General features: G+C 69.2%; 26 protein-coding genes. 18 read left to right on the forward strand and 8 right to left on the reverse strand.

Features of this window, described 5'->3' with window-relative positions:
- Window positions 1-15: 15 nt before the first annotated feature.
- Genes GA0074694_RS06085 through GA0074694_RS32615 form a run of 4 tightly spaced genes read left to right on the forward strand, consistent with a single transcriptional unit; the run spans window position 16 to window position 2,758 of the window.
- Complete coding sequence (locus tag GA0074694_RS06085) at window positions 16-747, forward strand: phosphocholine cytidylyltransferase family protein (RefSeq protein WP_091453723.1); 732 nt, start codon at window positions 16-18, stop codon at window positions 745-747.
- The gene (locus GA0074694_RS06090) at window positions 735-1,802 is read left to right on the forward strand and encodes an iron-containing alcohol dehydrogenase family protein (RefSeq protein ID WP_091453728.1); all 1,068 of its coding nucleotides are present in this window, start codon (window positions 735-737) and stop codon (window positions 1,800-1,802) included. Before GA0074694_RS06085 ends, GA0074694_RS06090 begins: the two co-directional genes overlap by 13 nt.
- Window positions 1,777-2,502 (forward strand): CDP-alcohol phosphatidyltransferase family protein, encoded by a 726-nt coding sequence (locus GA0074694_RS06095; protein WP_091458730.1) that lies wholly within the window; start codon window positions 1,777-1,779, stop codon window positions 2,500-2,502. The genes GA0074694_RS06090 and GA0074694_RS06095 overlap by 26 nt, the downstream gene beginning before the upstream one ends.
- Before the next feature lie 34 nt (window positions 2,503-2,536).
- Window positions 2,537-2,758 carry a type II toxin-antitoxin system Phd/YefM family antitoxin gene (locus GA0074694_RS32615; RefSeq protein WP_245714558.1) on the forward strand — a complete coding sequence of 74 codons (222 nt, stop codon included), beginning with the start codon at window positions 2,537-2,539 and terminating at the stop codon, window positions 2,756-2,758.
- A 16-nt stretch (window positions 2,759-2,774) separates the two neighbouring features.
- On the opposite strand, the gene GA0074694_RS06105 is transcribed toward GA0074694_RS32615, so the two are convergent.
- Window positions 2,775-2,966 carry a hypothetical protein gene (locus GA0074694_RS06105; protein WP_091453732.1) on the reverse strand — a complete coding sequence of 64 codons (192 nt, stop codon included), beginning with the start codon at window positions 2,964-2,966 and terminating at the stop codon, window positions 2,775-2,777.
- Between the two features lie 97 nt (window positions 2,967-3,063).
- Here GA0074694_RS06105 and GA0074694_RS32620 point away from each other — a divergent pair, with 97 nt between their 5' ends.
- Both GA0074694_RS32620 and GA0074694_RS06115 read left to right on the forward strand, forming a co-directional pair.
- Window positions 3,064-3,483 carry a hypothetical protein gene (locus GA0074694_RS32620; RefSeq protein WP_245714559.1) on the forward strand — a complete coding sequence of 140 codons (420 nt, stop codon included), beginning with the start codon at window positions 3,064-3,066 and terminating at the stop codon, window positions 3,481-3,483.
- A gap of 26 nt (window positions 3,484-3,509) precedes the next feature.
- Window positions 3,510-3,812 carry a type II toxin-antitoxin system PemK/MazF family toxin gene (locus GA0074694_RS06115; RefSeq protein ID WP_281189695.1) on the forward strand — a complete coding sequence of 101 codons (303 nt, stop codon included), beginning with the start codon at window positions 3,510-3,512 and terminating at the stop codon, window positions 3,810-3,812.
- 531 nt (window positions 3,813-4,343) lie between these two features.
- On the opposite strand, the gene GA0074694_RS06120 is transcribed toward GA0074694_RS06115, so the two are convergent.
- The 4 genes from GA0074694_RS06120 to GA0074694_RS32625 all read right to left on the reverse strand — a co-directional run bounded on the left by GA0074694_RS06120 (window position 4,344) and on the right by GA0074694_RS32625 (window position 6,989).
- Entirely contained in the window at window positions 4,344-5,186 is an 843-nt protein-coding gene (locus tag GA0074694_RS06120) for an IS5 family transposase (protein ID WP_091453604.1), read from the reverse strand.
- Between the two features lie 102 nt (window positions 5,187-5,288).
- Complete coding sequence (locus tag GA0074694_RS06125) at window positions 5,289-5,483, reverse strand: DUF397 domain-containing protein (RefSeq protein WP_091453738.1); 195 nt, start codon at window positions 5,481-5,483, stop codon at window positions 5,289-5,291.
- A 172-nt stretch (window positions 5,484-5,655) separates the two neighbouring features.
- Window positions 5,656-5,913, reverse strand: coding sequence for a winged helix-turn-helix domain-containing protein (locus GA0074694_RS06130; protein ID WP_245714560.1), 258 nt, complete (start codon window positions 5,911-5,913; stop codon window positions 5,656-5,658).
- 794 nt (window positions 5,914-6,707) lie between these two features.
- Window positions 6,708-6,989, reverse strand: a complete 282-nt coding sequence (locus GA0074694_RS32625; protein ID WP_245714757.1) for a hypothetical protein — start codon at window positions 6,987-6,989, stop codon at window positions 6,708-6,710.
- Between GA0074694_RS32625 and GA0074694_RS06140 the strand changes: the two genes are divergently transcribed.
- Genes GA0074694_RS06140 through GA0074694_RS06155 form a run of 4 tightly spaced genes read left to right on the forward strand, consistent with a single transcriptional unit; the run spans window position 6,885 to window position 13,317 of the window.
- Window positions 6,885-7,103, forward strand: coding sequence for a hypothetical protein (locus GA0074694_RS06140; protein WP_245714717.1), 219 nt, complete (start codon window positions 6,885-6,887; stop codon window positions 7,101-7,103). The genes GA0074694_RS32625 and GA0074694_RS06140 overlap by 105 nt on opposite strands.
- Window positions 7,104-7,145: 42 nt before the next feature.
- Window positions 7,146-8,663, forward strand: coding sequence for a type I restriction-modification system subunit M (locus tag GA0074694_RS06145; protein WP_091458735.1), 1,518 nt, complete (start codon window positions 7,146-7,148; stop codon window positions 8,661-8,663).
- A complete protein-coding gene (locus tag GA0074694_RS06150; protein ID WP_091453750.1) occupies window positions 8,660-9,862 on the forward strand; it encodes a restriction endonuclease subunit S in 1,203 nt (400 codons plus the stop codon). The genes GA0074694_RS06145 and GA0074694_RS06150 overlap by 4 nt, the downstream gene beginning before the upstream one ends.
- Before the next feature lie 41 nt (window positions 9,863-9,903).
- Window positions 9,904-13,317: a DEAD/DEAH box helicase family protein gene (locus GA0074694_RS06155; protein ID WP_091453753.1), complete on the forward strand. Its 3,414-nt coding sequence runs from the start codon at window positions 9,904-9,906 to the stop codon at window positions 13,315-13,317.
- A gap of 159 nt (window positions 13,318-13,476) precedes the next feature.
- On the opposite strand, the gene GA0074694_RS06160 is transcribed toward GA0074694_RS06155, so the two are convergent.
- Window positions 13,477-14,130: an NYN domain-containing protein gene (locus tag GA0074694_RS06160; protein ID WP_176737797.1), complete on the reverse strand. Its 654-nt coding sequence runs from the start codon at window positions 14,128-14,130 to the stop codon at window positions 13,477-13,479.
- 247 nt (window positions 14,131-14,377) lie between these two features.
- Window positions 14,378-15,559, reverse strand: a complete 1,182-nt coding sequence (locus GA0074694_RS06165; RefSeq protein ID WP_091453761.1) for a glycosyltransferase family 4 protein — start codon at window positions 15,557-15,559, stop codon at window positions 14,378-14,380.
- Window positions 15,560-15,583: 24 nt separating this feature from the next.
- Between GA0074694_RS06165 and GA0074694_RS06170 the strand changes: the two genes are divergently transcribed.
- From GA0074694_RS06170 to GA0074694_RS06185, 4 genes are all read left to right on the forward strand, one after another.
- Window positions 15,584-16,444, forward strand: a complete 861-nt coding sequence (locus GA0074694_RS06170) for an Fpg/Nei family DNA glycosylase (protein WP_091453765.1) — start codon at window positions 15,584-15,586, stop codon at window positions 16,442-16,444.
- 321 nt (window positions 16,445-16,765) lie between these two features.
- Window positions 16,766-18,277, forward strand: a complete 1,512-nt coding sequence (locus tag GA0074694_RS06175) for a sugar transferase (protein WP_245714561.1) — start codon at window positions 16,766-16,768, stop codon at window positions 18,275-18,277.
- Window positions 18,278-18,335: 58 nt separating this feature from the next.
- Window positions 18,336-19,580, forward strand: a complete 1,245-nt coding sequence (locus GA0074694_RS06180; RefSeq protein ID WP_091453772.1) for a sensor histidine kinase — start codon at window positions 18,336-18,338, stop codon at window positions 19,578-19,580.
- Entirely contained in the window at window positions 19,577-20,335 is a 759-nt protein-coding gene (locus tag GA0074694_RS06185) for a LytR/AlgR family response regulator transcription factor (protein WP_091453775.1), read from the forward strand. The genes GA0074694_RS06180 and GA0074694_RS06185 overlap by 4 nt, the downstream gene beginning before the upstream one ends.
- Before the next feature lie 35 nt (window positions 20,336-20,370).
- Here the strand turns inward: GA0074694_RS06185 and GA0074694_RS06190 are convergent, their stop codons facing one another.
- Window positions 20,371-20,817 carry a hypothetical protein gene (locus GA0074694_RS06190; RefSeq protein WP_091453778.1) on the reverse strand — a complete coding sequence of 149 codons (447 nt, stop codon included), beginning with the start codon at window positions 20,815-20,817 and terminating at the stop codon, window positions 20,371-20,373.
- A 235-nt stretch (window positions 20,818-21,052) separates the two neighbouring features.
- Between GA0074694_RS06190 and GA0074694_RS06195 the strand changes: the two genes are divergently transcribed.
- From GA0074694_RS06195 to GA0074694_RS06210, 4 genes are all read left to right on the forward strand, one after another.
- Window positions 21,053-21,460, forward strand: a complete 408-nt coding sequence (locus GA0074694_RS06195) for a hypothetical protein (protein WP_091453781.1) — start codon at window positions 21,053-21,055, stop codon at window positions 21,458-21,460.
- A gap of 1 nt (window position 21,461) precedes the next feature.
- On the forward strand, window positions 21,462-23,102 hold the full coding sequence (locus tag GA0074694_RS06200) for a sodium/solute symporter (RefSeq protein ID WP_091453784.1): 1,641 nt from the start codon (window positions 21,462-21,464) through the stop codon (window positions 23,100-23,102).
- Between the two features lie 166 nt (window positions 23,103-23,268).
- The gene (locus tag GA0074694_RS06205; RefSeq protein ID WP_091453788.1) at window positions 23,269-24,033 is read left to right on the forward strand and encodes an ABC transporter ATP-binding protein; all 765 of its coding nucleotides are present in this window, start codon (window positions 23,269-23,271) and stop codon (window positions 24,031-24,033) included.
- On the forward strand, window positions 24,018-25,706 hold the full coding sequence (locus GA0074694_RS06210; RefSeq protein ID WP_091453792.1) for an ABC transporter permease: 1,689 nt from the start codon (window positions 24,018-24,020) through the stop codon (window positions 25,704-25,706). Before GA0074694_RS06205 ends, GA0074694_RS06210 begins: the two co-directional genes overlap by 16 nt.
- The last annotated feature ends 3 nt before the right edge of the window (window positions 25,707-25,709 follow it).

Genomic DNA, 25,709 nt, shown 5'->3' on the forward strand with positions numbered 1-25,709 from the left:
GGGAGGATGTCGCCGATGATCGGGATGGTGCTCGCGGCCGGAGCGGGGCGCCGGCTGCGCCCGTACACCGACACCCTGCCGAAGGCGTTGGTGCCGGTGGACGGGGAGACGACCATCCTCGACATCGCGCTGCGCAACCTGGCCGAGGTGGGGCTGACCGAGATCGTGATCGTGGTCGGCTACGCCGCCGACGCGGTCGTCACCCGGCAGCGGGCCCTGGAGGAGAAGTACGGCGTCACGATCACCCTCGTGCACAACGACAGGGCCGAGGAGTGGAACAACGCGTACTCGCTCTGGCTGGCCCGGGAGCACTTCGCCCGCGGCGTCCTGCTGGTCAACGGGGACACCGTGCACCCGGTCGACGTGGAGCGGACCCTGCTCGCCCAGCGCGGTCCGGGCATCCTGCTCGCCGTCGACACGGTCAAGAAGCTCGCCGACGAGGAGATGAAGACCACCTTCGACGCCACCGGCCAGCTCACCCGGATCACCAAGCTGATGGACCCGACCGAGGCGTACGGGGAGTACATCGGCGCGACCCTGATCGAGCCGCAGGTGGCCGACGCGCTCGCCGACGCCCTGGAGACGACCTGGCGGCGCGACCCGAACCTCTACTACGAGGACGGCTACCAGGAGTTCGCCGAGCGTGGGGGCGAGGTCCGGGCCGCCTCGATCGGCGACGTCGCCTGGGTGGAGGTCGACAACCACGACGACCTGGCCCGCGCGCGGGAGATCGCGTGCCACTACTAGCCCGTACGGTCAACACGCCCCTGGTGATCGAGGTCCGGCGGGGCGCGGTGGCCGACCTGGGCCCGCTGCTGGCGGACCGGCGGATCTCCGCCGGGGGTGACGTGGCGGTGGTGGTCGGCCCCGGCCAGGGCGAGAAGATCGCCAACCTGTGCCAACCCAGCCTGGGCTCCGCCGACATGTTCACGGTCACCGGGGGCACCATCGACGCCGCGAACGAGCTGGGCGACCGGCTCCGCTCGCGCCACTACGACGCGGTGGTCGGCATCGGCGGCGGCAAGACCATCGACACCGCCAAGTACGCCGCCACCCGGTACGGCATGCCGATGGTGACCGTGGCGACCAGCCTCGCCAACGACGGCATCGCCTCACCGACCGCTTCCCTGGACCACGAGGGCGGCAAGGGCTCGTACGGGGTGCACATGCCGATCGCGGTCATCGTCGACCTGGACTTCGTGGAGAACGGGCCGGACCGGCAGACCCAGGCCGGCATCGGGGACGCGGTGAGCAACATCAGCGCCTGCGCCGACTGGGAACTGGCCCACCGGGTACGCGACGAGCCGGTCGACGGGCTGGCGGTGACCCTGGCCCGCACCGGGGCGGAGGCGCTGGTCAACCACCCCGGAACGATCACCGACGACGGTTTCCTCACCACCCTCGCCGAGGCGCTGATCCTGGGTGGCATCGCCAGCTCGGTGGCCGGTTCGACCCGTCCGGCGAGCGGCGGGGACCACGAGATCTCGCACGCCATCGACCGGCTCTTTCCGGGCACCGCCTCGCACGGCGAGCAGGTCGGCCTCGGCGCGCTGTTCTGCACCTTCCTGCGCGACGAGCCGGAGCGCTTCGCCCAGCTCGCCGGCTGCCTGCACCGGCACGGCCTGGCCGTCGACCCGGCCGGGCTGGGCCTGACCGACGAGCAGTTCGTCGAGGCGGTGCAGTACGCGCCCCGCACCCGGCCGGACCGCTACACCATCCTCGAACACCTGGCGATGTCGCCTACCGAGACGCGGGAGCGGCTGGCAGACTACGCCGGTGCACTCCGCGACCACCTTGACTGAATCGTCCCGTCCCACCGTCGCCGACTTCCACCGGGTCAACCGGGGCGGCGGACTGTTCAGCGAGTCGGTCAGCCAGTGGCTGGGCGCGGTGTTCGCGCTGGTCGCCCAGCGACTGGGCCTGCGCCCCACCGCGCTGACCATCATGAACCTGGTGCTCGGCCTGGCCGCCTCGGTGACCGTGGTGGCGCTCGCCGACCGGGTCGCCGCCGGGTCCGTACCGGCCTGGGTGGTCGGGCTGGTCGCGCTGGTCGGCTGGCAGGTGGCGTACGCCCTGGACTGTGCCGACGGTCAGCTCGCCCGGGTGACCGGTCAGGGCAGTGCGGCCGGCGCACGGGTGGACGTGCTCTGCGACGTGGCCGCCCAGATCGCCCTGGTGACCGCGCTGGGCACGGTGGCGGTGGCACAGCGCCCGGGAACGCCGGTCTGGCTGGTGGCCGCCTTCGCCGGCACCTGGATGGTCAACCTGGTCACCTCGGTGATGCAGACCGGGCCGAACGCCGCCAGCATGGTCACCTCGACCTCGCTGCCGGTACGCCTGGTGAAGCTGGTCCGCGACTACGGCGCGGTGATCTTCCTGGCCGGCCTGGTCCTGACCTTCGCGCCAGCGCTGACGTTCTGGGTGGTAGTCGCGTTCACCGTGGTCAACGGCGGCTTCCTGCTGGCCAGCATCGCCTTCTCGGCCCATGCTTCGTTGCGCTGATCAGGCGCACCACGTAGCAAAGGAGGGCCAGGTCGTGAGTGACCGAATGAACTGGTCGGTCATGCGTGACCGGCGCATGGCCGAGCCCGGGGCCGCAGAGGCGTACGACGTCGAGCTGACGTACGCGTCACTGAAGGAGACGGCCTATCTGATGGCCAGCCCCGCCAACGCGCACCGCCTGAACGAAGCCGTAGAGGAGCTGCGCAACGGGGGTGGGGAGACGCACGACCTGATCCACCCCGACGCCCGCAGGTGAGACGTCGCAGGATGAATCACCAGCGCTCCTCGGTCCGCCCGACCGCGAGCATGGCGGCCACGTCCTCATTCTCGTCCCCGAGCTTGGGCGGGAGCGGAACTGGACCACCGTTGGTCGGGGCGACGGCGCGGCCCGCAGTCACCAGCTTGTCCAGCCTCAGCACTTGGCGCGTGTTCTGATCCAGCTCCCGGACACCGATGCGTTCCATATGCAGAGTGTGGTCCACGTGGTGGGGGAAGTATCCGGGCAGGTCAGGTAGGCGAGGGAAGTTTGACGGGCCGGCCGGAGCGCACCACAATCGGTGTATGACACCTGTACGACAAGAGTCGCCAGTCGGCACCAGCGGAAAGGAAGGCAAGTCGGCCAAGGACGCGGCCACGCCACGGCGCGCCGTGACCGGCGCCGGGGGAAAACGCAACAAGCAGGTTAAGGCCCGTCCGGCGCGATCAGAGACGAAGAACCCGACTTCCCGCACGAAGATCGCCCAGGTCCGCCTCCAGCCGGACGAGGTGGCCGACCTGGAGATGGTGGTACGGCACCTGAACCTGGGCTCCACCTCCGAAGCCCTGCGGGAAGGTCTCCGCCTCCTCGTTCGGGAAGCAGCGGAGGCACAGGCAGCGGACGAGATCCGTGCCTTCTACGAAGGTGAGCAGGCTCCCCTGCCCGCCGGCGTTGCCCCCGCCACCGAGGCCGAACTCCAGGCGGCGGACGACACCCAGTGGTAGGCGTCGCCACGGCCCTGCGAGGTGAGGTGTGGGTGTGCGCGATGCCTCAGCCGATCGGGCCGCATCCCGCAGTCGTACTGACCGTCAACCGCATCGCCCAACCGCTCTCGTCAGTCACGGTCGCGCTGGTCACCGGCACCGCCGGACCGTCCGTCACCCACGTTCCGATCGGGCCGGAGGCTGGCCTGACCAAATACGACCAGTCATACGTGAACTGCACGGACCTGCACACGGTCGACAAGCCCCGCCTACGTCGACGCCTCGGTCGGCTGGCACCCGCCGAGCTCCGCCGCGTCGAGGAGCGCGTCCGACAGATCCTCGGACTCTGATCAAGGACAGGCGGATCATACTGCTGACCGTGTTCCGCAAGACCTACACCACCTGCGCGGACGTGACCACGGTGGAGGGGCGCGGCGTGGCCGGATGCAGGTCAAGACCGGCTTACCGGGTACGCGGCCTGCAGTACTTCCCTGACGAGCTCACTCGGCCGGCGATTCGTCAGCATTGCCACCTTTTGGAGCATTTGATACGTCTGGTCGTCGACGCGAATGCTGAGCCTGTGGGAGGTGCCGCCCTCCGAAGAGAGAGGGCCTACCCACCCGGCGAGGCATCAGCTTGCCGACGTCGTAACCCGCCTCCGCCTCCGCCGTCAGCTCTGCCTCCAACTGGGGAGTGAGGGTAACTCCGCTCCTGGTCAGCGCCCCGTTGTCGGGTGCTGCCGCACGCTTGGTCGCTCGACTCCGCGCCATCCCCTTCCCAGAAGCGGCAAGAGCCGCGCCGCCCTTGGCCGCTCGTGGCTTCATCTCCGCCATGGCCTCGCCTCCCTGGTTGCGTTAGAGGTCGCGCGGAATGGTTGTTGATCATCGGCGGCGGGCGGGTCGGTTGTTCCACCGGTAGAGGGTCCATGCACGCCGGATGAGGCTGCGGACGGTGATGATCGCGTCGGCGAGGTCGAAGAAGGCGTCGATGACCTTCTCTGTTCGTTCGTAGCAGCGTTGCAGCCGGTTGAACGCGTTGTGCCAGCTGTTCGTCCGTTCGACGTGCCACCGTTGGCTCGCCTGGATGGGCGCCTTGTCGCCCTTGTGGGCGATCTCACCGGTCAGGCCGCGCTCGGCCAGCAGGGCGCGGGTGACCTGGGAGTCGTATCCGGCGTCGAGGTGCACCGTGATGGCCTGGGGTAGTGGGCCGAGGTCGTCGAGGTGGTCGAGGGTGGGGCCGAGCAGGGGTGAGTCGTGTCGGTTCGCGCCGGCCAGGACCCGGCCGAGGGGGATGCCGTAGCCGTCGACCATCAACGAGCGTTTCATGCCCTGCTTGCCCCGGTCGACCGGTGAGCGTCCGGCGGCCTCGCCGCCGCCGGGAGCCTTGGTGATGCAGCCGTCCACGGCGATGTCGTCGAGGACCAGGCCGACGAGCCGGTCGTAGGCGTCCAGGGCGATCTGTTTGAGCTGGGCGAACACCCCAAGCTCTATCCACTCGTCACGGCGGCCGCGGATCGTGGTGGCCGAACAGGTGGCATCGGCGATCGCCTCGTAGGCGCAGCCGAACCGCAACACCTGGACCAGCTTGTCGAACACGATGCGGTCATCGATCCGCTTGCGGTGACAGCCCAGCGGATGTGTCGGTTGGTAGGTCGGCCGATCGGGGAGCAGCGCGGCGAACTGGACCCACAACGGCTCGATCAGCCATGCTGGGATGGCAGGCACAGAACCTCCCGTGATCACGGAGCGTCAGCAACTTCATGATCACCAGTTCTGTGCCTGCATCCGTTCAGGCGCGCCGATCAACCCACCATTCCGCGCGACCTCTTAGTGGTACTTCAGGAAGTCAACGAACCTGCGCCAGTCCTCAGCGCCGAAGGCCAGCACCGGGCCGCTCCTGTCCTTGCTGTCTCGGACGGCGACCGCACCGGGGATGTTGTCCGCGACGTCGACGCACTGGCCGTTGGCGCTGGAGCGGCTACTCTTCCGCCACTTTGCGTGGCTCAGGTCGCGAGGGGTCATCCCGTCTTGCCTACCTCTCGAAGTTCGTTGATCCGATCCTTGATCGTCCGGAGTGAACCGGCTGAGGCGGTGCTGCGCGACGGGCTCTGGGTGTGGCTGCCGGAGCGGCGGCGCGCTGCCAAAATGCGTTTTCGGCCCGCCCCTTGGCGCTGCCTCAGGAAGGGGCACAATCTCACCCCTGCCGTTCCGCTACCCACAGGCCCCGGCCTTGCAGCCCGACGACCAGGCCACGGTCCTGCAAGATGATCACCGCTCGCTGCACGGTCGTGACGCTGACCCGGTAAAGGTCGGAAAGCTCCCGGTACGTCGGTAGACGGTCACCGGGGGCATACTCGCCGCTCTTGATCCGCGCGGCGATGTCCTCGGCTACCTCGCGGTAGCCGCCAGTCGGTATGGGCATGTTGGAAGTTCCTTCGTTCGGCACCTCCATCGGACCACGCCACCTACCCCGCTTCAAGACCAACATTGCCTTGGGTACTAAAGGTCTCTAACATGAGTCAGGCAGCGGTCCTTCGTTCGGCAAACGCGGACCCAGCGCGTCTCTGCCCGTGGGAACAGGCGACTCGCCTGTTCCCACGGGCAGGTGACACCCGCATGACGGAAATCAGTTATGGCTGCGCCACTCATCAACCGGACTTGACCTCCAGAGACCAGGAAGGCAGTGGAAATTGATCTCATTTCTCGTTCTGGGCGTAGTGGCGCTACTCGGCTTCGCTGCCGGCCTGTTCTTGTTCAAGGTCAAGTCACGCTGGTGTCGCCAGTGCGGATCAGTGTTGAGCTGTCCCGGCTGCGGCGGTCGCGGGATGCGCCCACACCCGGACAGCAGCCGTCAGGCGAGTCGGCGACGAGCCGGCTTCAGGTTACCTCGCTGTGGGCGTAGCTGGCGGGGTGTGAACTACGGGCAAGCCGGTAGCGTCGTGCTGCACCCTGACCTTCCGCCGATTGGCCGTCGGATTGCGAACTGGTGGGCGTGGCGGAAGATGCCCCAGCAGTTCTGGCCGCTCAGGAACCGCCAAGCCAGCCCACTCGGCCGCTTGGGCGCGACGATCTATCGGAAGCGGGCAGGCGCGTACCGGGCGATCGGGGTCGCGCCCGTGACCTACCTGCCCGAGCGGCCGTTGCTGACCCTCGCCGGGGAATACCGGGCGGGGTTGTGGTCATGACGGCGAGACGGACTCCGCTCCTGATTCAGACCGCCTGGTACGTGCTCGAATACCACCGGCATCACCGCTGCCCGCACTGCACGGACAGCGGCTGGTGCCAGGACGTCCAGATCGCGCGAACGCGGATCACGGCGTGGTACCGGTTCCGCCAGCGGTAGCACAGCTCAAAGCTGGCGACCTGCTCCACCTCACTCGCGCCGCCAGCGTTCAGTTCGTGAAGCCGATCATGTTCCGCCTCATCCGCGTCCTCGACCGACCGACGTTCGACGGCTGGCTCTGGCTCGACGGGTACCAGTTGAACAAGAAGGGCGACGCCGTCACTCGACGAGAGCTCTTCGTCCAACAAGCCGGCCTGCGGAAGGTCTCCACTCCTGCCCCAGTTCCTCGGCGGGGTGGTCGTCAGGTCGGCTCACGTCCTTCCGGACAGCCTCCGCTGGTTCGCCGGGACAGGGGCTAGCCTGTGGAGCCAAGCTGACGCGACGCCATGGGGACGAGGCACGTGATAACCGGTGAACTGAAGAGCAAGATCGACCGCGTCTGGGATGCCTTCTGGTCGGGCGGCATCTCGAACCCGCTGGAGGTGATCGAGCAGATCACCTACCTACTCTTCATCAAGCGGCTGGACGAGATCGAGACGCGGGAGAGGAAGAAGGCGGAGCGCTTCCCGAACGCACAGGTCACGTTCAGGTTCGGCCCGAATCAGGAAGAGCTCCGATGGTCCAGCTTCAAGGACCGCGACCCGGAGACGGTGTACAAGATCGTCGCTCACAAGGTGTTTCCGTACCTCCAGCAGCTCGGTAGCGACGGGTCGACCTACTCACAGCACATGCGGGACGCCCGGTTCACCATCCCCAGCGCGGCGCTACTCGCCCGCGTGGTCGACATGATCGATCAGATCCCAATGGCGGACCGGGACACCAAGGGCGATCTCTACGAGTACATGCTCAGCAAGATCGCCACGGCTGGTCACAATGGCCAGTTCCGCACGTCACGGCACATCATCCAACTGATGGTCGAGATGATGGCACCGACGCCCACCGACGAGATCTGCGACCCGGCCTGCGGCACCGCCGGCTTCCTCGTCGAGGCCGGCGAGTACGTCCGGCGCGTGCATCCGAACGCACTGCTCGATGTAAAGCAGCGGACGCACTTCCACGAGAGCATGTTCCACGGCTTCGACTTCGACGGCATGATGCTGCGGATCGGCAGCATGAACATGCTGCTGCACGGCATCGAGAACCCGGTCATCCACTACCGCGACTCACTCGCCGAGAACGTCAGCGACGAGTCGGATAAATATTCGCTAATCCTGGCCAATCCACCGTTCAAGGGCAGCCTCGACTACGAGAGCACATCCAAGGACCTCCAGCAGATCGTCAAGACCAAGCAGACGGAGCTGCTCTTCCTCGCGCTCTTCCTCCGACTCCTCAAGCCCGGCGGCCGGGCAGCCGTGATCGTCCCAGACGGCGTGCTCTCCGGGCCGAGTAGGGCACACAAAGAACTTCGGCGGATCTTGATTGAGGACCACAAGCTTGACGGGGTAGTCAAGCTGCCGAGCGGCACCTTCAGGCCCTATTCGGGTGTCTCCACCGCTATCCTGCTTTTCACCAAAACCAATAGCGGCGGCACTGACAACGTGTGGTTCTACGAGGTAACCGCCGACGGTTGGAGTCTCGACGACAAGCGAGTTCCGTTGCTGCCAGCAGAAAAGCTCGGGCCGCTACCTGACATGGCGCTGGCCGAGGAGGAGCATGCGAAGAACAACCTCCCGGACGCTTTGGCACGCTGGTTCCAGCGGGACGGTGACGAGTTGCAACGGGCACGGACGAAACAAAGCTTCTGCGTGCCGAAGGCCGACATCGTGGAGAAGAGCTATAACCTCAGCCTTAGCCAGTACAAGGAGATTGTGCATGAGGAGGTCGAGTACCGGGCTCCGCTAGCTATCCTGATGGACCTAGAGCGCCTTGAGTCTGATATTGGGCAGGGCATCTCCAACTTGAAGGCAATGCTCGGATGAAGACATTGCAACTTTCCAAGCTCGCCGACGTCGCGGCTATCAACCCAAAGCCCGCCGCTCGTCCCGCAACCGATGAACCCATCTCCTTCATTCCAATGTCCGCAGTCAACGCACAGACCGGATCCACAGAGAGGGGCGAGGATCGGCTTTTCGGTGATGTGAGCAAAGGCTATACAATCTTCGCCAATGGGGACATCCTCGTCGCCAAGATTACGCCCTGCTTTGAGAACGGGAAGATTGCGCAGGCCACCATTCGTCAAGCGATCGGCGTTGGCTCAACCGAGTTCCACGTAATTAAACCCAACCGTTCGCAGATCGATTCGCGCTACCTCCTCCATTTCCTAAGAAGACCAATAGTTCGCATAGCCGGCGAGCAACGAATGACCGGCAGCGCAGGGCAACGGCGAGTGCCCGCAGCTTTTCTGGCCAGTCTCTCCATCCCCATGCCTGAGATATGCGAGCAGCAGAGGATCGGGGAGGTACTCGATCGAGCGGACGAACTGCGCGCCAAGCGCCGTGAGACCCTAGTCCACCTAAACAACCTTACTCAATCAATATTTCTCGACATGTTTGCGGGCGAAGCATCGAACGAATGGCCGACAGTTGCGGTTGCTGATGTGGCCCAGCAGCGCAAGGGTTCGATACGTACCGGCCCGTTCGGCAGCCAATTGCTGCACAGCGAGTTTCTCAACCAAGGTGTTGCCGTTCTTGGAATCGACAACGCGGTTGATAATGAATTCCGCTGGGGCAAGAGGAGATTCATTAGCGAGGAGAAGTACGAGCAGCTTGCGCGGTTTACCGTACATCCCGGCGATGTCCTGATTACCATCATGGGAACTTGCGGCCGTTGCGCCGTGGTCCCAGATGACATCCCACGGGCCATCAACACCAAGCACCTATGCTGCATCACGCTGGACCCTGGCCGCTGTCTGCCCGAGTTTCTTCATCAATATTTTCTGACGCACCCAACCGCTCAGCGTTACCTTCTGCAGTCAGCGAAGGGGGCGATCATGGCGGGGCTGAATATGGAAATCATCAAGGCCATGCCCATCGTGCTGCCGCCACTCGCTCTGCAGCAAGCTTTCGTCGAACGCCTTCGAGGCGTGGAACGCCTAAAGGCGGCACATCGGGCAAGCTTGGCGGAGTTGGACGCGCTGTTTGCGTCGTTGCAGGATCGGGCTTTCCGGGGGCTGCTCTGATGTGAGATGCTCGGCGGCTGTCCACTGTAGGGGTTGACGTCGTGAGCAACTTCGCGTTCCTGCGGGCCGAGTGGCCCGACCTGCTTGACGAGGCCCTGCGGGCCGAGCGACTGGCCGTCGCCGACCCGCGGGGCTCGTGTTTCTACGCCCGGCGCACCCTCGAACTCGCGCTGGGCTGGCTCTTCGACGCCGACGCGACACTTCGGCGGCCGTACCGGAACGATCTATCGGCGAAGATCCACGAGCCGACGCTGCGCAACCTGGTGGGCAACACCATCCAGGCCAAGATGGACATCATCCGCAAGCAGGGCAATCGGGCCGTGCACGAGCGGACCCCGGTGACGAAGGACCACTCGTTGCCGGTCCTGCGGGAGCTGTTCCACGTCACGTACTGGATCGCCCGGCACTACACCCGCGACCAGGCGCAGGTCCCGCCGAACGCCCTCGCCTTCGACCCGAATCTGATCGCGCAGCAGGACTCCTCCCAGGTGCGGCAGCGGAGCCAGGCCGAACTGAAGGCGCTCGCCGACAAGCTCGCCGCCCAGGACGCGGCGCTGGCTGCCGAGCGGGAGCGGTCCGCCACCCTCGACGCCGAGCTGGCGAAGCTGCGCGCCGAGGTCGCCGCCGCGAAGGCCGCCAACGAAACCCGCCCCGACGAGCACGACTACGACGAGGCGCAGACCCGCGATCTCTTCATCGACCTGCTGCTCGCCGAGGCCGGCTGGCGGCTCGACGGCCCGGAGGACCGCGAGTTCCCGGTGACCGGCATGCCCAACGCCACCGGCACCGGCTTCGTCGACTACGTGCTCTGGGGTGACGACGGCAAGCCGCTCGCGGTGATCGAGGCCAAGCGCGCCCGGCGGGACGCCACCGTCGGCCAGCAGCAGGCCAAGCTCTACGCCGACTGTCTGGAGCAGCGGTACGGCCAGCGGCCGGTCATCTTCTACACCAACGGCTACGACACCTGGCTCTGGGACGACACGACCTATCCGCCCCGCCCGGTGCAGGGCTTCTACACCAAGGACGAGCTCCAGCTACTGATCCAGCGGCGGACCACGCGGAAGCCGCTCGCGGGCGTAGAGATCAAGTCGGAGATCGTCGGGCGGCACTACCAGCAGCGGGCGATCCGGAAGATCGGCGAGGCGTTCGAGCGGGACCGGCAGCGGCAGGCACTCGTGGTGATGGCCACCGGGGCCGGCAAGACCCGGACCGTCATCGCCCTGGTCGACCTGCTGATGCGGGCCAACTGGGTCAAGCGGGTGCTCTTCCTCGCCGACCGTAACGCGCTGGTCAACCAGGCGGTCAACGCGTTCAAGGCGCACCTGCCCAGCGCGGCCACGGTCAACCTGGTCACCGAGAAGGACGCCGAAGGCCGGGTGTACGTCTCGACGTACCCGACCATGATGGGCCTGATCAACCAGACGGTGAGTGGCGGACGGCGCTTCGGGCCTGGCTACTTCGACCTGGTCATCATCGACGAGGCGCACCGGTCGGTGTACCAGAAGTACCGGGCGATCTTCTCCTGGTTCGACAGCCTCCTGGTCGGGCTCACCGCGACCCCGCGCAACGAGATCGACCGCAACACCTACAGCCTGTTCCACCTTGAGGACGGCGTGCCCACGGACCACTACGACCTCGACGAGGCCGTCAAGGAGGGGTACCTCGTCCCGCCGCGCGCGTTCTCCGTCGAGACCGACTTCCAGTGGCGCGGCATCCGCTACGACGACCTCAGCGAGGAGGAGAAGGAGGAGTGGGACTCGCTCGACTGGGGTGACGACGGGCCGCCGGACACCGTCGACGCGGACGCGCTCAACAAGTGGATGTTCAACAAGGAGACCGTGGACAACGTCCTGAAGACGCTGATGACCCACGGTCACCGGGTGGCGGGTGGGGACCGGATCGGCAAGACGATCATCTTCGCCCGGAACCAGTTCCACGCCGACTTCATCCAGGAGCGGTTCGACCACGCGTACCCGAACCACGCCGGCCACCGCGCCCGGGTCATCACCTACAGGACCGAGTACGCGCAGAGCCTCATCGACGACTTCTCGCAGTCGGAGAAGGATCCGCACATCGCGATCTCGGTCGACATGCTGGACACCGGCATCGACGTGCCCGAGGTCGTCAACCTGGTCTTCTGCAAGCCCGTACGGTCGAAGTCGAAGTTCCTCCAGATGATCGGTCGGGGCACCCGGCTCTGCCCGGACCTCTACGGCCCCGGCCAGCACAAGAAGGACTTCCTCGTCTTCGACTTCTGCCGGAACTTCGAGTTCTTCAACCAGAACCCGGAGCAGGCGGAGCGGAGGCTGGGCCAGTCGCTGACCGAACGGCTGTTCAAGGCCCAGCTCGACCTCATCTGTCGCCTCGACCAACGGCTCCCCGCCGACGCCGGCCCGGAGACGGAGGCCGACGGGACGCAGAGCGAGGCGGGCCTGCGCTGGGACCTGGCCCGCGACCTGCACGGCCGGGTGGAGACCATCCACCTCGACAACTTCGCCGTACGCCCCAGGCGGAAGCTGGTGGAGCACTACCTCGACTTCACGCGCTGGCACCGGCTCACCCCCGAAGCGGTGGCGGAGATCGGCGGCAACCTCGCCGGCCTGCCCACCGCCAAGCTGGACGAGGACGAGGCGGCCAAGCGGTTCGACCTGCTGGTGCTGCGCCTCCAGCTCGGCCAGTTCGAGGTCGTCGCCGACTACGACAAGCTGCGCCAGCAGGTGCAGCTGATCGCCTCGACGCTGCTGGAGCAGACCAGCATCCCGGCCGTCCGGGAGCAGCAGCGGCTCCTCGACGAGGTGGCCGGGGACGAGTGGTGGCGGGACGTGACCCTGCCGATGCTGGAGCTGATGCGTCGCCGCCTGCGCGGGCTGGTGCGGCTGATCGAGCGGGCGAAGCGGGCCATCGTCTACACCGACTTCAGCGACGAGTTGGGGGAGATCTCGGTCGTCTCGCTGGACGACATCAGCATCGGTACGAACTTCGAGCGGTTCCAGGCCAAGGCCCGCATGTACCTGCGCGCCCACGAGGACCACCTGGCGTTGCAGAAGCTCCGCCGGAACAGGCCGCTCTCCCCCACCGACCTGGACGAGCTGGAACGGATGCTGGTGGCCAGCGGTGGCCGCGCCGAGGACATCGAACAGGCCCGCGACTCGGCCAACGGGCTGGGGCTCTTCATCCGCTCGCTGGTCGGGCTCGACCGGGAGGCGGCCAACGAGGCGTTCAGCGAGTTCCTGACCGGCCGCACCCTCACCGGGAACCAGCTCCACTTCATCGAGCTGATCATCGCCCACCTGACCCAGAACGGCGTCATGGAGCCCCACCGGATCTACGAGTCCCCGTTCAGCGACATCGCGCCCGACCCAGAGTCGATCTTCCCGTCCGCCGACGTGGACCGCCTGATCGCGATCCTCGACTCCGTACGGGACACCGCCGCCCCCGCCCGGGAGGTGGCGTAGCGCGACAGCCTCCGGATCGGCCGGTAGGGCGTCCGTTCGGCGCGAAGTGCGGCATCCTGGCGCATCCGAGTAGCAGGAGGGCCCAGGATGCCGCCTCGTGAGTTCACTCTGCCGTGCCTGTCCTCTGGCGCCCTGCAACGTTGGATCGTGGCCGCTTTTTCAAGACCACTTGGCGGGGCGGGTGTAGGACCGTCCAGTTGTCGAGTGGGCCACGATAGCGGGCAGTTGGGCGCGCCGTAGTGCAGTCTCCGCGATGGGGAAGGCCACAAGGCCGCCAATGGCTGCCTGGTAACGCGAGGCCCTGGTGTTACCAGGCGGCATGGCCAGGTAGATCCGTTGCTGGGGACTGACGTGCCGGACGGCGACCAGCGCCGGGATGAGGTCCGTGTCCGCGCTGATGAGGAGAGTGGTGTCGGCGACACCGAGAGCAGCGTCGGCGACCATCATTGCGCCCAGGGCGACATCAGTTCCCTTCTCCTCGAAGCTCGTGAAGGTCCGACCGCAGCGACAGGTGTAGGGCTGGCCGCAACGGCGGCAGTCACGGATTGTGCGGTCCTTGAACCGGCCCAGATGAACGTCGAGGAGCACGCCGTTACGCGTCTTGAGCGCCTCGATGTAGTCGAGTTGGTTCTGAGCCGCCGCCGGTTCGCCCTTCACGATCGCGGAGAAGTAGCGAACGCGCTTGACGTCGTCCTTCGGACGGAGCTGGCGCACCAACTCGATGACGTCGAGCCACATGTGCTTGCGCCCGTACTTGTTCTTCATCCCGTAGTACAGGTTGAAGCCGTCGATGTAGGCGGCGAGTGTGGTCACGTTCACCTCGTTGGTCTTCTTCTGCGTCGTGTATGGTGGTGCCATACGACGCCGAGAGATACGGCAGGAACGGCCCCTCCGGGGGCCGTTTTTTCTTGACCGGATCCCTGCTGGTGCTTGGGCTGCTACTGTAGCGAGCCATCGTGGCACAGTCAGGCCTGGGCGAACCTAACTATTGAGGGCGTTTCGCACATCTGTTAGTCGAGTGTGCAGAGGTACGGGTTGCTGGTGCTCGGTCCGCTGGGCGTCAACGAGGTGCCCCTCCTGGCAGTCCTGCATACACGTCGATCAGGCGCCTGGTGACCACGTCCGGGTGGAAGGTGCGCTCGTAGCGCAACCGGGCCGGAGCCGACAGCGCGGCGGCACCGGCTGCCGCGACCGGCAGGGCGGCGGCCATCGCGGCCGGGTCGGCGGGCACCACCCAACCGACCGCGCCGGCCGGATCGTCCGCGCCGACCAGGTACGGGATGCCACCCAGGTCGGTGCCGAGCACCGGCCGGCCGCTCGCCATCGCCTCGATCACCACGGTCGGCAGCACGTCGTGCCAGAGCGAGGCGGCGATCACCACGGCGCTCTGCGCCATCACCGCCCGCACGCCGTCCCGGTCCAGTGAGCCGAGGTACGTCACGTCGGCGCGTTCGGCGGCAGCGGCCTCGGCGAGGTGGCGCAGCTCGCCGTCCCCGGCGATGCGCAGCGGGCCGAGTGCGCCGTCCGGGTGCCGCCGCCAGGCGTCGAGCAGCAGGCCGAGGCCCTTCTCCGGGGAGAGCCGGCCCAGGTAGAAGAAGCCCTCGCCGAGCGGGGCGGGCCGCCCCGGGTCGGGGATGCCGTTCGGCTTGACCACGATCCGGTCGGCGGGGATCCCGTACTCGCGCAGGTGTTCGGCGATCTGCGAGGTGAGCGCGATGAACCGGTCCACCGAACGCCAGGTGGGGCGGTGCACGGCCAGGGTGGTCGCCATCAGGGCGCTCTGCACGGTCGAGCCCCGGTAGCAGCGGTTCCGGATCGCCGGCACCCCGAGCGTGCGCCCCTTGCACTCCTGGCAGATCGCGCCGTCGCGGAAGTAGACCCCGGAGGAGCAGACCTGCCGGTAGTTGTGCACCGTCTGCACCACCGGCACCCCGTGCCGGTGCGCGGTCCGCACCACCCAGGGCGACAGCAGCGGGTACGGGTTGTGCAGGTGCAGCACGTCCGGCTTGTGTTCGGTGAGCAGCCGGCTCAGGTCCTGCTGGGCGCGGGGGGCGTAGATCGGCGAGATCGGCAGCAGCGCCTTGGCCGTCTTCGGCATGGTGGGGATCTCGTCGGAGCTGCGGATGAACGGCAGCACCTCGACCCCGGCCGCCCTGAGCTGGGCGATCTCCGCGTCGACGATGGTGTTCTCGCCGGACGGCTGGGCCTGGCGGTACCGATTGTGCGCCACGACGATTTTCACGGGTGCCAAGGCTACCGTTGAAGGGTGCCGGAGCTACCCGAGGTGGAAGCGCTCGCCGATCACCTGCGCCGACGTGCGGTCGGGCACCAGGTGGGGCGGGTGGAGGTCGCGGCGATCAACGCGCTGAAGACGTACGACCCCGCACCGGACGCGGTGGCCGGGCGGACGGTGACCGACGCCGGCCGGCACGGCAAGTTCCTCGACGTCCGGTTCGACGGGGACCTGCACCTGGTGGTGCACCTGGCCCGTGCCGGCTGGCTGCACTACCGGGAGTCGTTCCCGTCCACGGTGCCGCTGCGCCCCGGCAAGGGCCCGATCGCGCTGCGGGTACGCCTCGACGACGGCTCCGGCTTCGACCTGAGCGAGGCCGGCACCCAGAAGAGTCTCGCGGCGTACCTGGTGACCGACCCGGCGCAGGTGCCCGGGGTGGCCCGGCTCGGCCCGGACGCCCTCGACGCCGACCTGGCCACCTTCACCGAGCGGCTGCGCAGCCGCCGGGGCCAGGTGAAGGGAGTGCTGACCGACCAGCAGGTGCTGGCCGGGGTCGGCAACGCGTACTCCGACGAGATCCTGCACGCGGCGCGGCTCTCGCCGTTCGCGCTGACCGACCGGCTGACCGAGGCGCAGCTCGCCACCCTGCACGAGGCGACCCGGCGGGTCCTCGGCGACGCGGTGGCCCGCTCGGTCGGGCAGCGGACGGCGGAGCTGAAGGCCGAGAAGCGGTCCGGGTTGAGCGTGCACGCCCGGACCGGGCTGCCCTGTCCGGTCTGCGGGGACACCGTCCGGGAGGTCTCCTTCGCCGACTCCAGCCTGCAGTACTGCCCCCGGTGCCAGACCGGCGGCAAGCCGCTCGCTGACCGACGGTTGTCCCGTCTCGTACGGTGAGTGACGTCGAACTCGGACACCGGCGCCAAGATCGCCCATCCGGTTCCCCACCGTCGGCTGCGTGGCTCTACCCCCACCCCGATCCATCGGTATAGTGGCTCGGTCCCCGGCTCCCGCTGATCGGAGCCGGCCGGATCCCGGTCCCGGCACCGACGTCATCTCCTCAGGGTCGACGACGGTGGCGGGGCTCGCGTGGGAGACTGGTAACGGTGGGCGACCGGGCCCCTCACTGTGTGGGCGGCGCGTGTCATGCGGGAGGACACAGTTGAGGTGACGGCAAGCCTCCAGCGCCCGGTGACCAACGAAGGCCGGAGCAGAATCGTGCGGCACGTCGACAGCTTCGAGATCCAGCCGCCGACACCGCCATCGCACAACGGCGTACCCCGGTCGGCGTGGGCGCGGGCCAGTCGCCGGGTCTCCCGGTGGCACCGTCCCTACACCTTCCTGCTGCTGCTGCTCGACTTCGGCGCGGCGGCGCTGGCCAGTTGGATCGCCATCCAGCTCTTCGACCAGGCGGCCTCCGGATTCACCCGCTCCGAGGAGGACCCCACCTGGTTCTACACCGTCTCGTACGTCCTGCTCCCGCTCGGTTGGGTGGTCACCCTCTGGAGCAACCGGGCGTACGACCGGCGCTACCTGGGTCTCGGCCCCGACGAGTTCAAGCGGGTGATCCGGGCGGCGGTCACCGTGGCGGCCAGCGTGTCGTTCCTGGCCTTCGCCACCAAGACCGACCTCTCCCGGTACACCGTGGGTACCGCGCTGCTCGGCGCCGCCTGCCTGATCCTGTTCGGTCGGATGGTGGGTCGGTTCACGCTGCACGGGGTGCGGCGGCGGACCGGGCACGCCGGGCACCGGATGGTGCTGGTGGGCACGCTGCCGGAGTGCCTGGAGGTGTACGCGGCGGTCACCCGCAACCCGGCCGCCGGCCTGGTGCCGGTCGCCATCCACATCACCGACGGGTACGCCGCCGCGCGGGGGATCGAGACCCCGGTGCCGGTGTACGCCGGCCGGGACGTGCTCGCCCTGGTGCGGGAGGTCGGCGGGGACACCATCGCGGTCTGCGGTTCGGCCAGCGCCGAGCCGGGCGAGTTGCGCCGGCTGGCCTGGCAGCTGGAGGGCTCCGGGGTCGACCTGGTGGTCGCGCCGCAGCTCACCGACATCGCCGGCCCCCGGGTGCACATCCGGCCGATCGAGGGCCTGCCGCTGCTGCACGTCGAGGAGCCCACCCTCTCCGGCCCGGCGCTGCTGACGAAGAGCCTGCTGGACCGGGTGGCCGCCGGGCTGGGGCTGCTGGTGCTGGTCCCGGCGTTCCTGGCCATCGCGGTGGCGATCCGGGTCTCCGATCCCGGGCCGGTCTTCTTCCGGCAGCCCCGGGTGGGGCACGAGGGGCGGACCTTCCGGGTCTGGAAGTTCCGCACCATGTACGTCGACGCCGAGGACCGGCTCGCCGCCCTGGTGGACCGGAACGAGACCGACGGCATGCTATTCAAGATCAAGGAGGATCCCCGGGTCTTCCCGGTCGGCCGCTTCCTGCGCGCCTCCTCGATGGACGAGCTGCCCCAGCTGATCAACGTGCTCCGGGGCGAGATGTCGCTGGTCGGGCCCCGTCCGCTCCCCGCCGACGACGGCGACTTCCTGGGCGACGTCCGCCGCCGACTGCTGGTCCGGCCCGGAATGACCGGTCTGTGGCAGGTCTCCGGGCGCTCCGACCTCTCCTGGGACGAGGCGGTCCGGCTCGACCTGTACTACGTCGACAACTGGTCGCTCGCGTACGACCTGAGCATTCTCTGGCGGACTGTCGGGGTCGTGCTCGCCCGCAAGGGCGCGTACTGACCGCTGCCGGCCGTACGGGGGCTTGGCGGACGGTGGCCCGACCGGACAGGATCGTCGGGTGAGCGGCAACGTCTCCGCAGGGCTCGCGGTCGTCGCACTGGTGACCGCGCTGGTGGCCGCCCTGTTCGGGGTGGGTCGGCTGCGCGCCCGGCGGGGCATCGCGACCGCCACCCAGCGGGCCACCTACGAGGTGCTGCACACCGCCGGGTTGGCCGCCGCACCGCTGCGTACCGGGCTGGACGAGACCGGCGCGGGCAAGGCCGTCCGTCACCTGCGGGCCCTGGTGGGCGCGGCCGGGCTGGCGCTGACCGACCGGGACGACCTGCTCGCCCTCGACGGGCGCGGCGCACACCACGCGGACCAGCTGCGCGCGGCGGCCCGGAAGGCGGTGGCCGCCGGCCGCTCGACCGTGCTGGGCGAGGCGGAGCTGCGCTGCGACCGGGTCGACTGCCCGGTACGCGGCGCGGTCGTCGCTCCGCTGCGCGGCCCGGACGGGCGGGTGGTCGGGGCGCTGGTGGCCGTCGCCGACGAGGCACCCGCGCCGGGGCTGGTGCAGGCCACCCTGGAGACCGCCGACTGGGCCGGCGACCAGCTCGCCCTGGCCGAGCTGGACTCCTCCCGGGAACGGCTGGCCCGGGCCGAGGTCCGGGCGCTCCGGGCGCAGATCAGCCCGCACTTCATCTACAACGCGCTGACCGCTATCGCCTCGTTCGTCCGGACCGATCCCGAGCGGGCCCGGGAGCTGATCCTGGAGTTCGCCGAGTTCACCCGGTACTCGTTCCGGGCGCACGGCGAGTTCACCACGCTGGCCGAGGAACTGCGCTCGATCGACCGCTACCTGACCATCGAACGGGCCCGGTTCGGCGACCGGCTCCAGGTGCGGCTCCAGATCGCCCCGGAGGTGCTGCCGGTGACCCTGCCCTTCCTCTGCCTGCAACCGCTGGTGGAGAACGCCGTCCGGCACGGGTTGTCCCGCAAGCCCGGCACGGGCATGGTGAGCATCGAGGCCCGGGACGCCGGCGCGGAGTGCCACATCACGGTGGAGGACGACGGCGTGGGGATGGACCCGGCGACGCTGACCGCCGGGATCGCCGAGCTGGCCGGGGAGTCGGGCGCGATGGGGGCCCCGGGTGGCCCGGGGGACGACGCCGGCCAGCACGTCGGGCTCTCGAACGTCGACGAGCGGCTCCGGTCGGCCTTCGGCGACCAGTTCGGCCTGGTCGTGGAGACCGGCCTCGGATCGGGTACGAAGGTGAGCATGCGGATCCCGAAGTTCCACCCCGGCGTCCGGGCCGGCTCGTGACCGGCGGATTCCTGCGGGTGCTGGCCGTCGACGACGAGCCCCCGGCGCTGGACGAGTTGGCGTACCACCTGCGTGCCGACCCCCGGGTGGCCCGGCTGCACACCGCCTCGGACGCCACCGAGGCGCTGCGGGTGCTCCGCGACGACGACGTGGACGTGGTGTTCCTGGACATCCGGATGCCCGGCCTGGACGGCATGGAGCTGGCCCGGGTGCTGCGCCGCTTCGCCCGTCCACCGTCGATCGTCTTCGTCACCGCGTACGACGACGGCGCGGTGGACGCCTTCGACCTGGGCGCGACCGACTACGTGCGCAAGCCGGTCCGGGCGGAACGGCTGGCCGAGTCCCTGCGCCGGGTGATCGGGTCGCGGGTGGTGCCGAGTCACCCGGCCGCGCTGGCCCGGGCCGAGGACGACCCGACCATCCCGGTCGAGCTGGCCGGGACGACCCGGATGCTGCCCCGCTCGGCGGTGCGCTGGGTGGAGGCGCAGGGCGACTACGCACGGCTGCACACCGCCGACGGGTCGCACCTGGTCCGGGTGTCCCTCTCCACCCTCGCCGAGCGCTGGGCGGATGCCGGTTTCGTCCGGATCCACCGCTCCTACCTGGTGCAGTTGCGGCTGATCGCCGAACTGCGGCTGGCGAACTCGGGCTACGTGGTGGTGGTCGACTCCACCGAACTGCCGGTGAGTCGCCGGCACACCCGGGAGCTGAAGGACCGGCTGGTCCGCGCCGCCAAGCAGGACTGGAGCCGCTGAACCTCATCGGACGCGGGCGCCGGGCCGAGCCCGGGTCAACAGCCCTGTCGGCCGCTGCTGATCTGGTATCGGTAGCCCTGCCAGTCGATGTAGCCGACGGCCGCGACGCAGTAGTTCGCGGTGCCGGTCACACCTCGCGGTCCCGCATAGTAGGCGTAGTTGCCGAAGTCCGCACTGGAACTGACCGCCACCGTGCACGGCTGCCCCTCACCGGACCGCTCCGTGCACCGGTAGGCGCGTACGTAGGTCGGCGCGGCTACGCCGTACGCGGCGCCCTTGTGGTAGAAGCACGCGCTGTTCGTGCCGCCGTCGGAGGTGTTGTAGAAGATCGTCAACTCGCCCGGACCGTAGGTCTTGCTGTAGGTGACGGTCCCGGAGCACGAGACGGCGGCCTGTGCGGCTGACCCGGTGGTGACGACCAACCCACCACTGACGACCACCAGGGCCAGGACGAGTGCGAGAACGCTGCGACCGTGACGCAAGATCTGCTCCCTTCGGTGCGCTCGACAGGCGAAGTGCCTGTAGCGGCAAACTTTGCCAAGAATGAGCAGGCAGGTCGATACCGGGCACCTGTCGAATCAACGACAGGCACTGGTGGTGTCCACAGGCTGACCGGGTTATCCACAGCCTCCGGGCCGGTTGTCCACAGGTTGTGCACAGCCGGCCCGGAGGCCGGCCGGGGCTTGACATTCGGGTGGGGGCGGCGAGACTGCGTCAGTGGCCGCCCCCACCGACCCCGTACCGGCCCCTCGGCGACCGGAGCCGCGCCCTCGGACGCGGATCGTGCTCGCCGAGGTGTCCCGGCGGGGTGCCGACCGGACCCGCAGCGAGCTGACCGAGCAGACCCGAGTCGGCGAGGCGCTGGTCCGGGGCCTGGTCCGGGCCCAGCTCGCGCTGGCCCTGCGGCTGGCCGTGGTGGTGCTGATCGGCCTCGGCGGGCTCCCCTGGCTCTTCGCCATCGCACCCACGGTCGGCCGCGTGACGCTCTTCGGGGTCAACCTGCCGTGGCTGCTGCTCGGGGTGGCCGCCTTCCCGTTCCTGGTCGCGGTCGGCTGGGCGTACGTGCGGTTGGCCGAACGGAACGAGCAGGACTTCAGCGACCTCGTCCAGCGGCCGGAGCGCTGAGGTGGACAACGGGTACGTGGTGCCGGCGCTCGTGGCGGTCACCCTGGCCACGTTCGCCATCGGCTTCTACGGGCTGCGGGTCGCCCGGACCACCTCCGACTTCCTGGTCGCCTCGCGCGCGGTCAGCCCGACCTGGAACGCCGCCGCGATCGGCGGGGAGTACCTCTCCGCGGCCTCCTTCCTCGGCATCGCCGGGCTGATCCTCAAGTACGGCGTCGACGTGCTCTGGTACCCGGTCGGTTTCGCCGCCGGCTACCTCGCGCTGCTGCTGTTCGTGGCCGCGCCGCTGCGCCGCTCCGGGGCGTTCACCCTGCCGGACTTCTGCGAGCTACGGCTGCACTCGCGCCGGCTCCGGGCACTCGCCACCGTCTTCGTGATCTTCATCGGTTGGCTCTACCTGGTGCCGCAGCTCCAGGGGGCGGGGCTCACGCTGACCACGCTGACCGGCTCGCCGTACCCGGTCGGGGCGCTGGTCGTCGCCGTGGTGGTCATCGCGAACGTGGCACTCGGCGGGATGCGCGCGATCACCTTCGTCCAGGCGTTCCAGTACTGGCTGAAGCTCACCGCGCTCGCCGTACCGGTGATCTTCCTGGTGTTGCAGTGGCAGGCCGACGGCCGCCCCGCGGTGACCCCGCCCGACGGGCCGGCGTTCCGGACCGCGACCACCGTCGTGGTCGACCATCCGGCGACCCTCACCCTCGCCGACGGCACCACCCGCGAGGTACGCCCCGGCGACGAGCTGACCTTCGACGCCGGGGCCCCGGTGCCGGAGGTCTCCGGCGTGGTCACCGATGCCGCCGACTGGCTGCTGCCGAGCACCGCCGGGGACGACGACCGGGGGCTCTTCGGCACGTACTCGCTGATCCTGGCCACCTTCCTCGGCACCATGGGACTGCCGCACGTGCTGGTCCGCTTCTACACCAACCCGGACGGCGCGGCGGCCCGGCGGACCACGCTGGTGGTGCTGGCCATGGTCGGGGCCTTCTACCTGCTGCCCACCCTCTACGGGGTGCTCGGCCGGGTCTACACCCCGCAGCTGCTGGTGACCGGGCAGACCGACGCGGTGGTGGTGCTGCTGCCCGGTGCCGCGCTCGGCGACGGTACGACCGGGCGGCTGCTCGCCGCGCTGGTCGCCGCCGGGGCGTTCGCGGCGTTCCTGTCCACCTCGTCCGGGCTGCTCACCAGCGTCGCCGGGGTGATCTCCACCGACGTGCTCGGACGCGGCTCGGTACGCGGCTTCCGGCTGGCCACCGTGATCGCCGGGGCGGTACCGGCGCTGCTGGCGCTGAACGTCTCGGGGATGGACGTCTCCCAGGTGATCGGGCTCGCGTTCGCGGTGGCCGCGTCCAGCTTCTGCCCGCTGCTGGTGCTCGGCATCTGGTGGCGGGGACTGACCGACGTGGGGGCCGCCGCCGGCATCCTCGCCGGTGGCGGGACGGCCGTCACCGCCGTACTGCTGACCGTCGTCGGTCCGCCCCTGGCCGGCTGGCCGGCGACGCTCGTCGCCCAGCCGGCCGCCTGGACGGTCCCGCTCGCGTTCACGGTGATGGTGGCGGTCTCGGTGGCTTCCCGCCGCCGCGTCCCCACCGACGTCGCCACCACCATGCTCCGCCTGCACACCCCGGAGTCCCTGCGCCTGTAGCCCTGTAGCCCCGCTGGGCTTCGGGTGGCGTGGAAGCAGGGGTCCCCTGTTACCGCTTTTTGTCGAGGAAGGGTCCCCTGCAACCACCTCAGCGGCACCGGAGTCGTAGGTCGAGATCGTCCCTGAGCAGGAGAGACCGGTGGCCTCCGGCGGATAGTTTCGGGGCATGACTTCTGCGCGCCCGGCCCTGCAACTGCGTGGGCTGGCCAAACGGTTCGACAGCAAGGTCGCGGTGGCGGGCGTCGACCTCGACGTCCCGGCCGGCTCGTTCTACGGGCTGCTCGGCCCGAACGGCGCCGGCAAGACCACCACCCTGTCGATGGCCGTCGGCCTGCTGAGGCCGGACGCCGGTGGCGCCTGGGTGCTCGGGCACGACGTCTGGGGTGACCCGGTCCGCGCCAAGCAACTGCTCGGAGTGATGCCGGACGGCGTACGCCTCTTCGACCGGCTCAGCGGCGCGGAGCTGCTGGCGTACCACGGGCTGTTGCGCGGCATGGACCCGACGGTGGTCGACCAGCGGGCGGCGGAGCTGCTCGACGTGCTGGCCCTGAACGACGCCGGGCGGACCCTGGTGGTCGACTACTCGGCCGGGATGAAGAAGAAGATCGGACTGGCCTGCGCGCTGCTGCACGGCCCCCGGCTGCTGGTGCTGGACGAGCCGTTCGAGGCGGTCGACCCGGTCTCGGCGGCGTTGATCCGCGACATCCTGCACCGGTACGTCGTCGGCGGCGGGACGGTGGTCTTCTCCAGCCACGTCATGGAGGTCGTGGAGCGGCTCTGCTCGCACGTGGCCATCCTCGCCGAGGGGACGATCAAGCGGGTCGGCACCCTCGACGACGTGCGCGGGGAGCGTTCGCTGGAGCAGGTCTTCGTGGAGGTGGTCGGCGGGCGCACCGCGACGGGCGAGGAGTTGTCGTGGCTGTCCCGGTGACGGCACCCGCCGAGCGGATCCGTGCCGTTTCGGCCCGCCACTTCGTCCGGCTCAAGCTGCGGGTGATGGGCAACAACTTCCGGGGTCAGGGCTGGCGGGTCGCCCTCTTCGTCGGCGGCGTGATCGCCGGGCTCTGGTTCGGCGGGACCGGCTTCTTCCTGCTGGCCGCCCCCGGGCTGGCCGGCGAGTCCCGGTACGCGCTGATGACCGCCGCGTTCGGCGGGGGCCTGCTGGTGCTCGGCTGGCTGCTGCTGCCGCTGGTCTTCTTCGGTGTGGACGAGACGCTCGACCCGGCCCGGTTCGCGCTGCTGCCGCTTTCCCGGCGCACCCTGGTGACCGGCCTGTTCGCCGCCGCGCTGGTCAGCGTGCCGGCGGTGGCGACGCTGCTCGCCACGACCGGGCTGGTGGTCACCGCCGGGGCGCTCGGCGGTCCGGCGGCGGCCGTGGCCGCCGCCGTCGGGGTGGTCGCCGGGCTGCTGCTCTGCGTCGCGGCCAGCCGGGCGATCACCAGCGCCTTCGCCACCATGTTGCGCTCCCGGCGGGTACGCGACCTGGCGGCCGTACTGCTGGCGGCGCTCGCCGCGCTGCTCGGTCCGTTGCAGCTCGTGGTACTGGCCGCCGTGCAGGACGCCGACTGGGACCGGCTGGCCGGGGTGGCCCGGGTGGTCGGCTGGACCCCGCTCGGCGCGCCCTGGACGCTCGGCATCGACGTGGCCGAGGGGCGGGCGTGGACCGTCCCGGTGAAACTGCTGATCACCGTGGCTGCCGTCGGCGGGTTGCTGCTGTGGTGGTCCCGGTCGCTGGAGTCGGCGATGGTCGGGGCGGCACGTTCCGGGCCGGCCAGGACCCGCCGCGGCCCGGTCGGCGGAGCGGTCGCGCAGCTCTTCCCGCGTGCGGTGGGCTGGAGCCGGCGGGACCGGTTCGGCGCGCTGGTCGCACGGGAGTGCCGTTACTGGTGGCGGGACGCCCGGCGGCGGGCAAATCTGATCACGATCGCGGTGGTCGGCATCTTCGTGCCGGTGATGGTCAACGCTGGCGGAATCACCTTCTCGACCGGGGAGGGTGCGGAACTGACCACCCCCGGCTCCTCCCCGGTGACGGTCAGCATCTCGATGATCTTCGTTGGGGTGCTCGCCTCGGTCACCCTGGCCAACCAGTTCGGCTTCGACGGCAGCGCGTACGCGGCCAACGTGGTCGCCGGGGTGCCCGGTCGGCTGGAGCTGCGCGCCCGGATGACCGCGTTCACGGTGTACGTGCTGCCGATGCTGGCCGTCGTCGCGGTCCTCCTGGCGGTGCTGCTGGGCCGGCCGGCGTGGCTGGGCCTGATGGCCGGTAGCCTCTTCGCCGCGTACGGGGTGGGCCTGGCGATCAACGGGTACGTCTCGATCCTGGGGGCGTACTCGCTGCCGGAGACGAGCAACCCCTTCGCGGTGAACAGCGGGGCCGGCATCGCCAAGGGACTGCTCACCCTGCTGTCGATGCTCGTCTCGACGGTGACGGCGGTGCCGATGGTGGTCGCGGCGGCGCTGCTCGGGGACGCCTGGCTCTGGCTGGCCGCGCCGCTGGGTCTCGGGTACGGGCTGGGCGCGGCGCTGCTCGGCGCGTACCTCGCCGGTGACGTGCTCGACCACCGGATGCCGGAGCTGCTGACGGCGGTGACACCCCGCCGCTGACCG

The sequence above is a fragment of the Micromonospora inyonensis genome, assembly GCF_900091415.1.
GTDB classification, from domain to species: Bacteria; Actinomycetota; Actinomycetes; order Mycobacteriales; family Micromonosporaceae; genus Micromonospora; species Micromonospora inyonensis.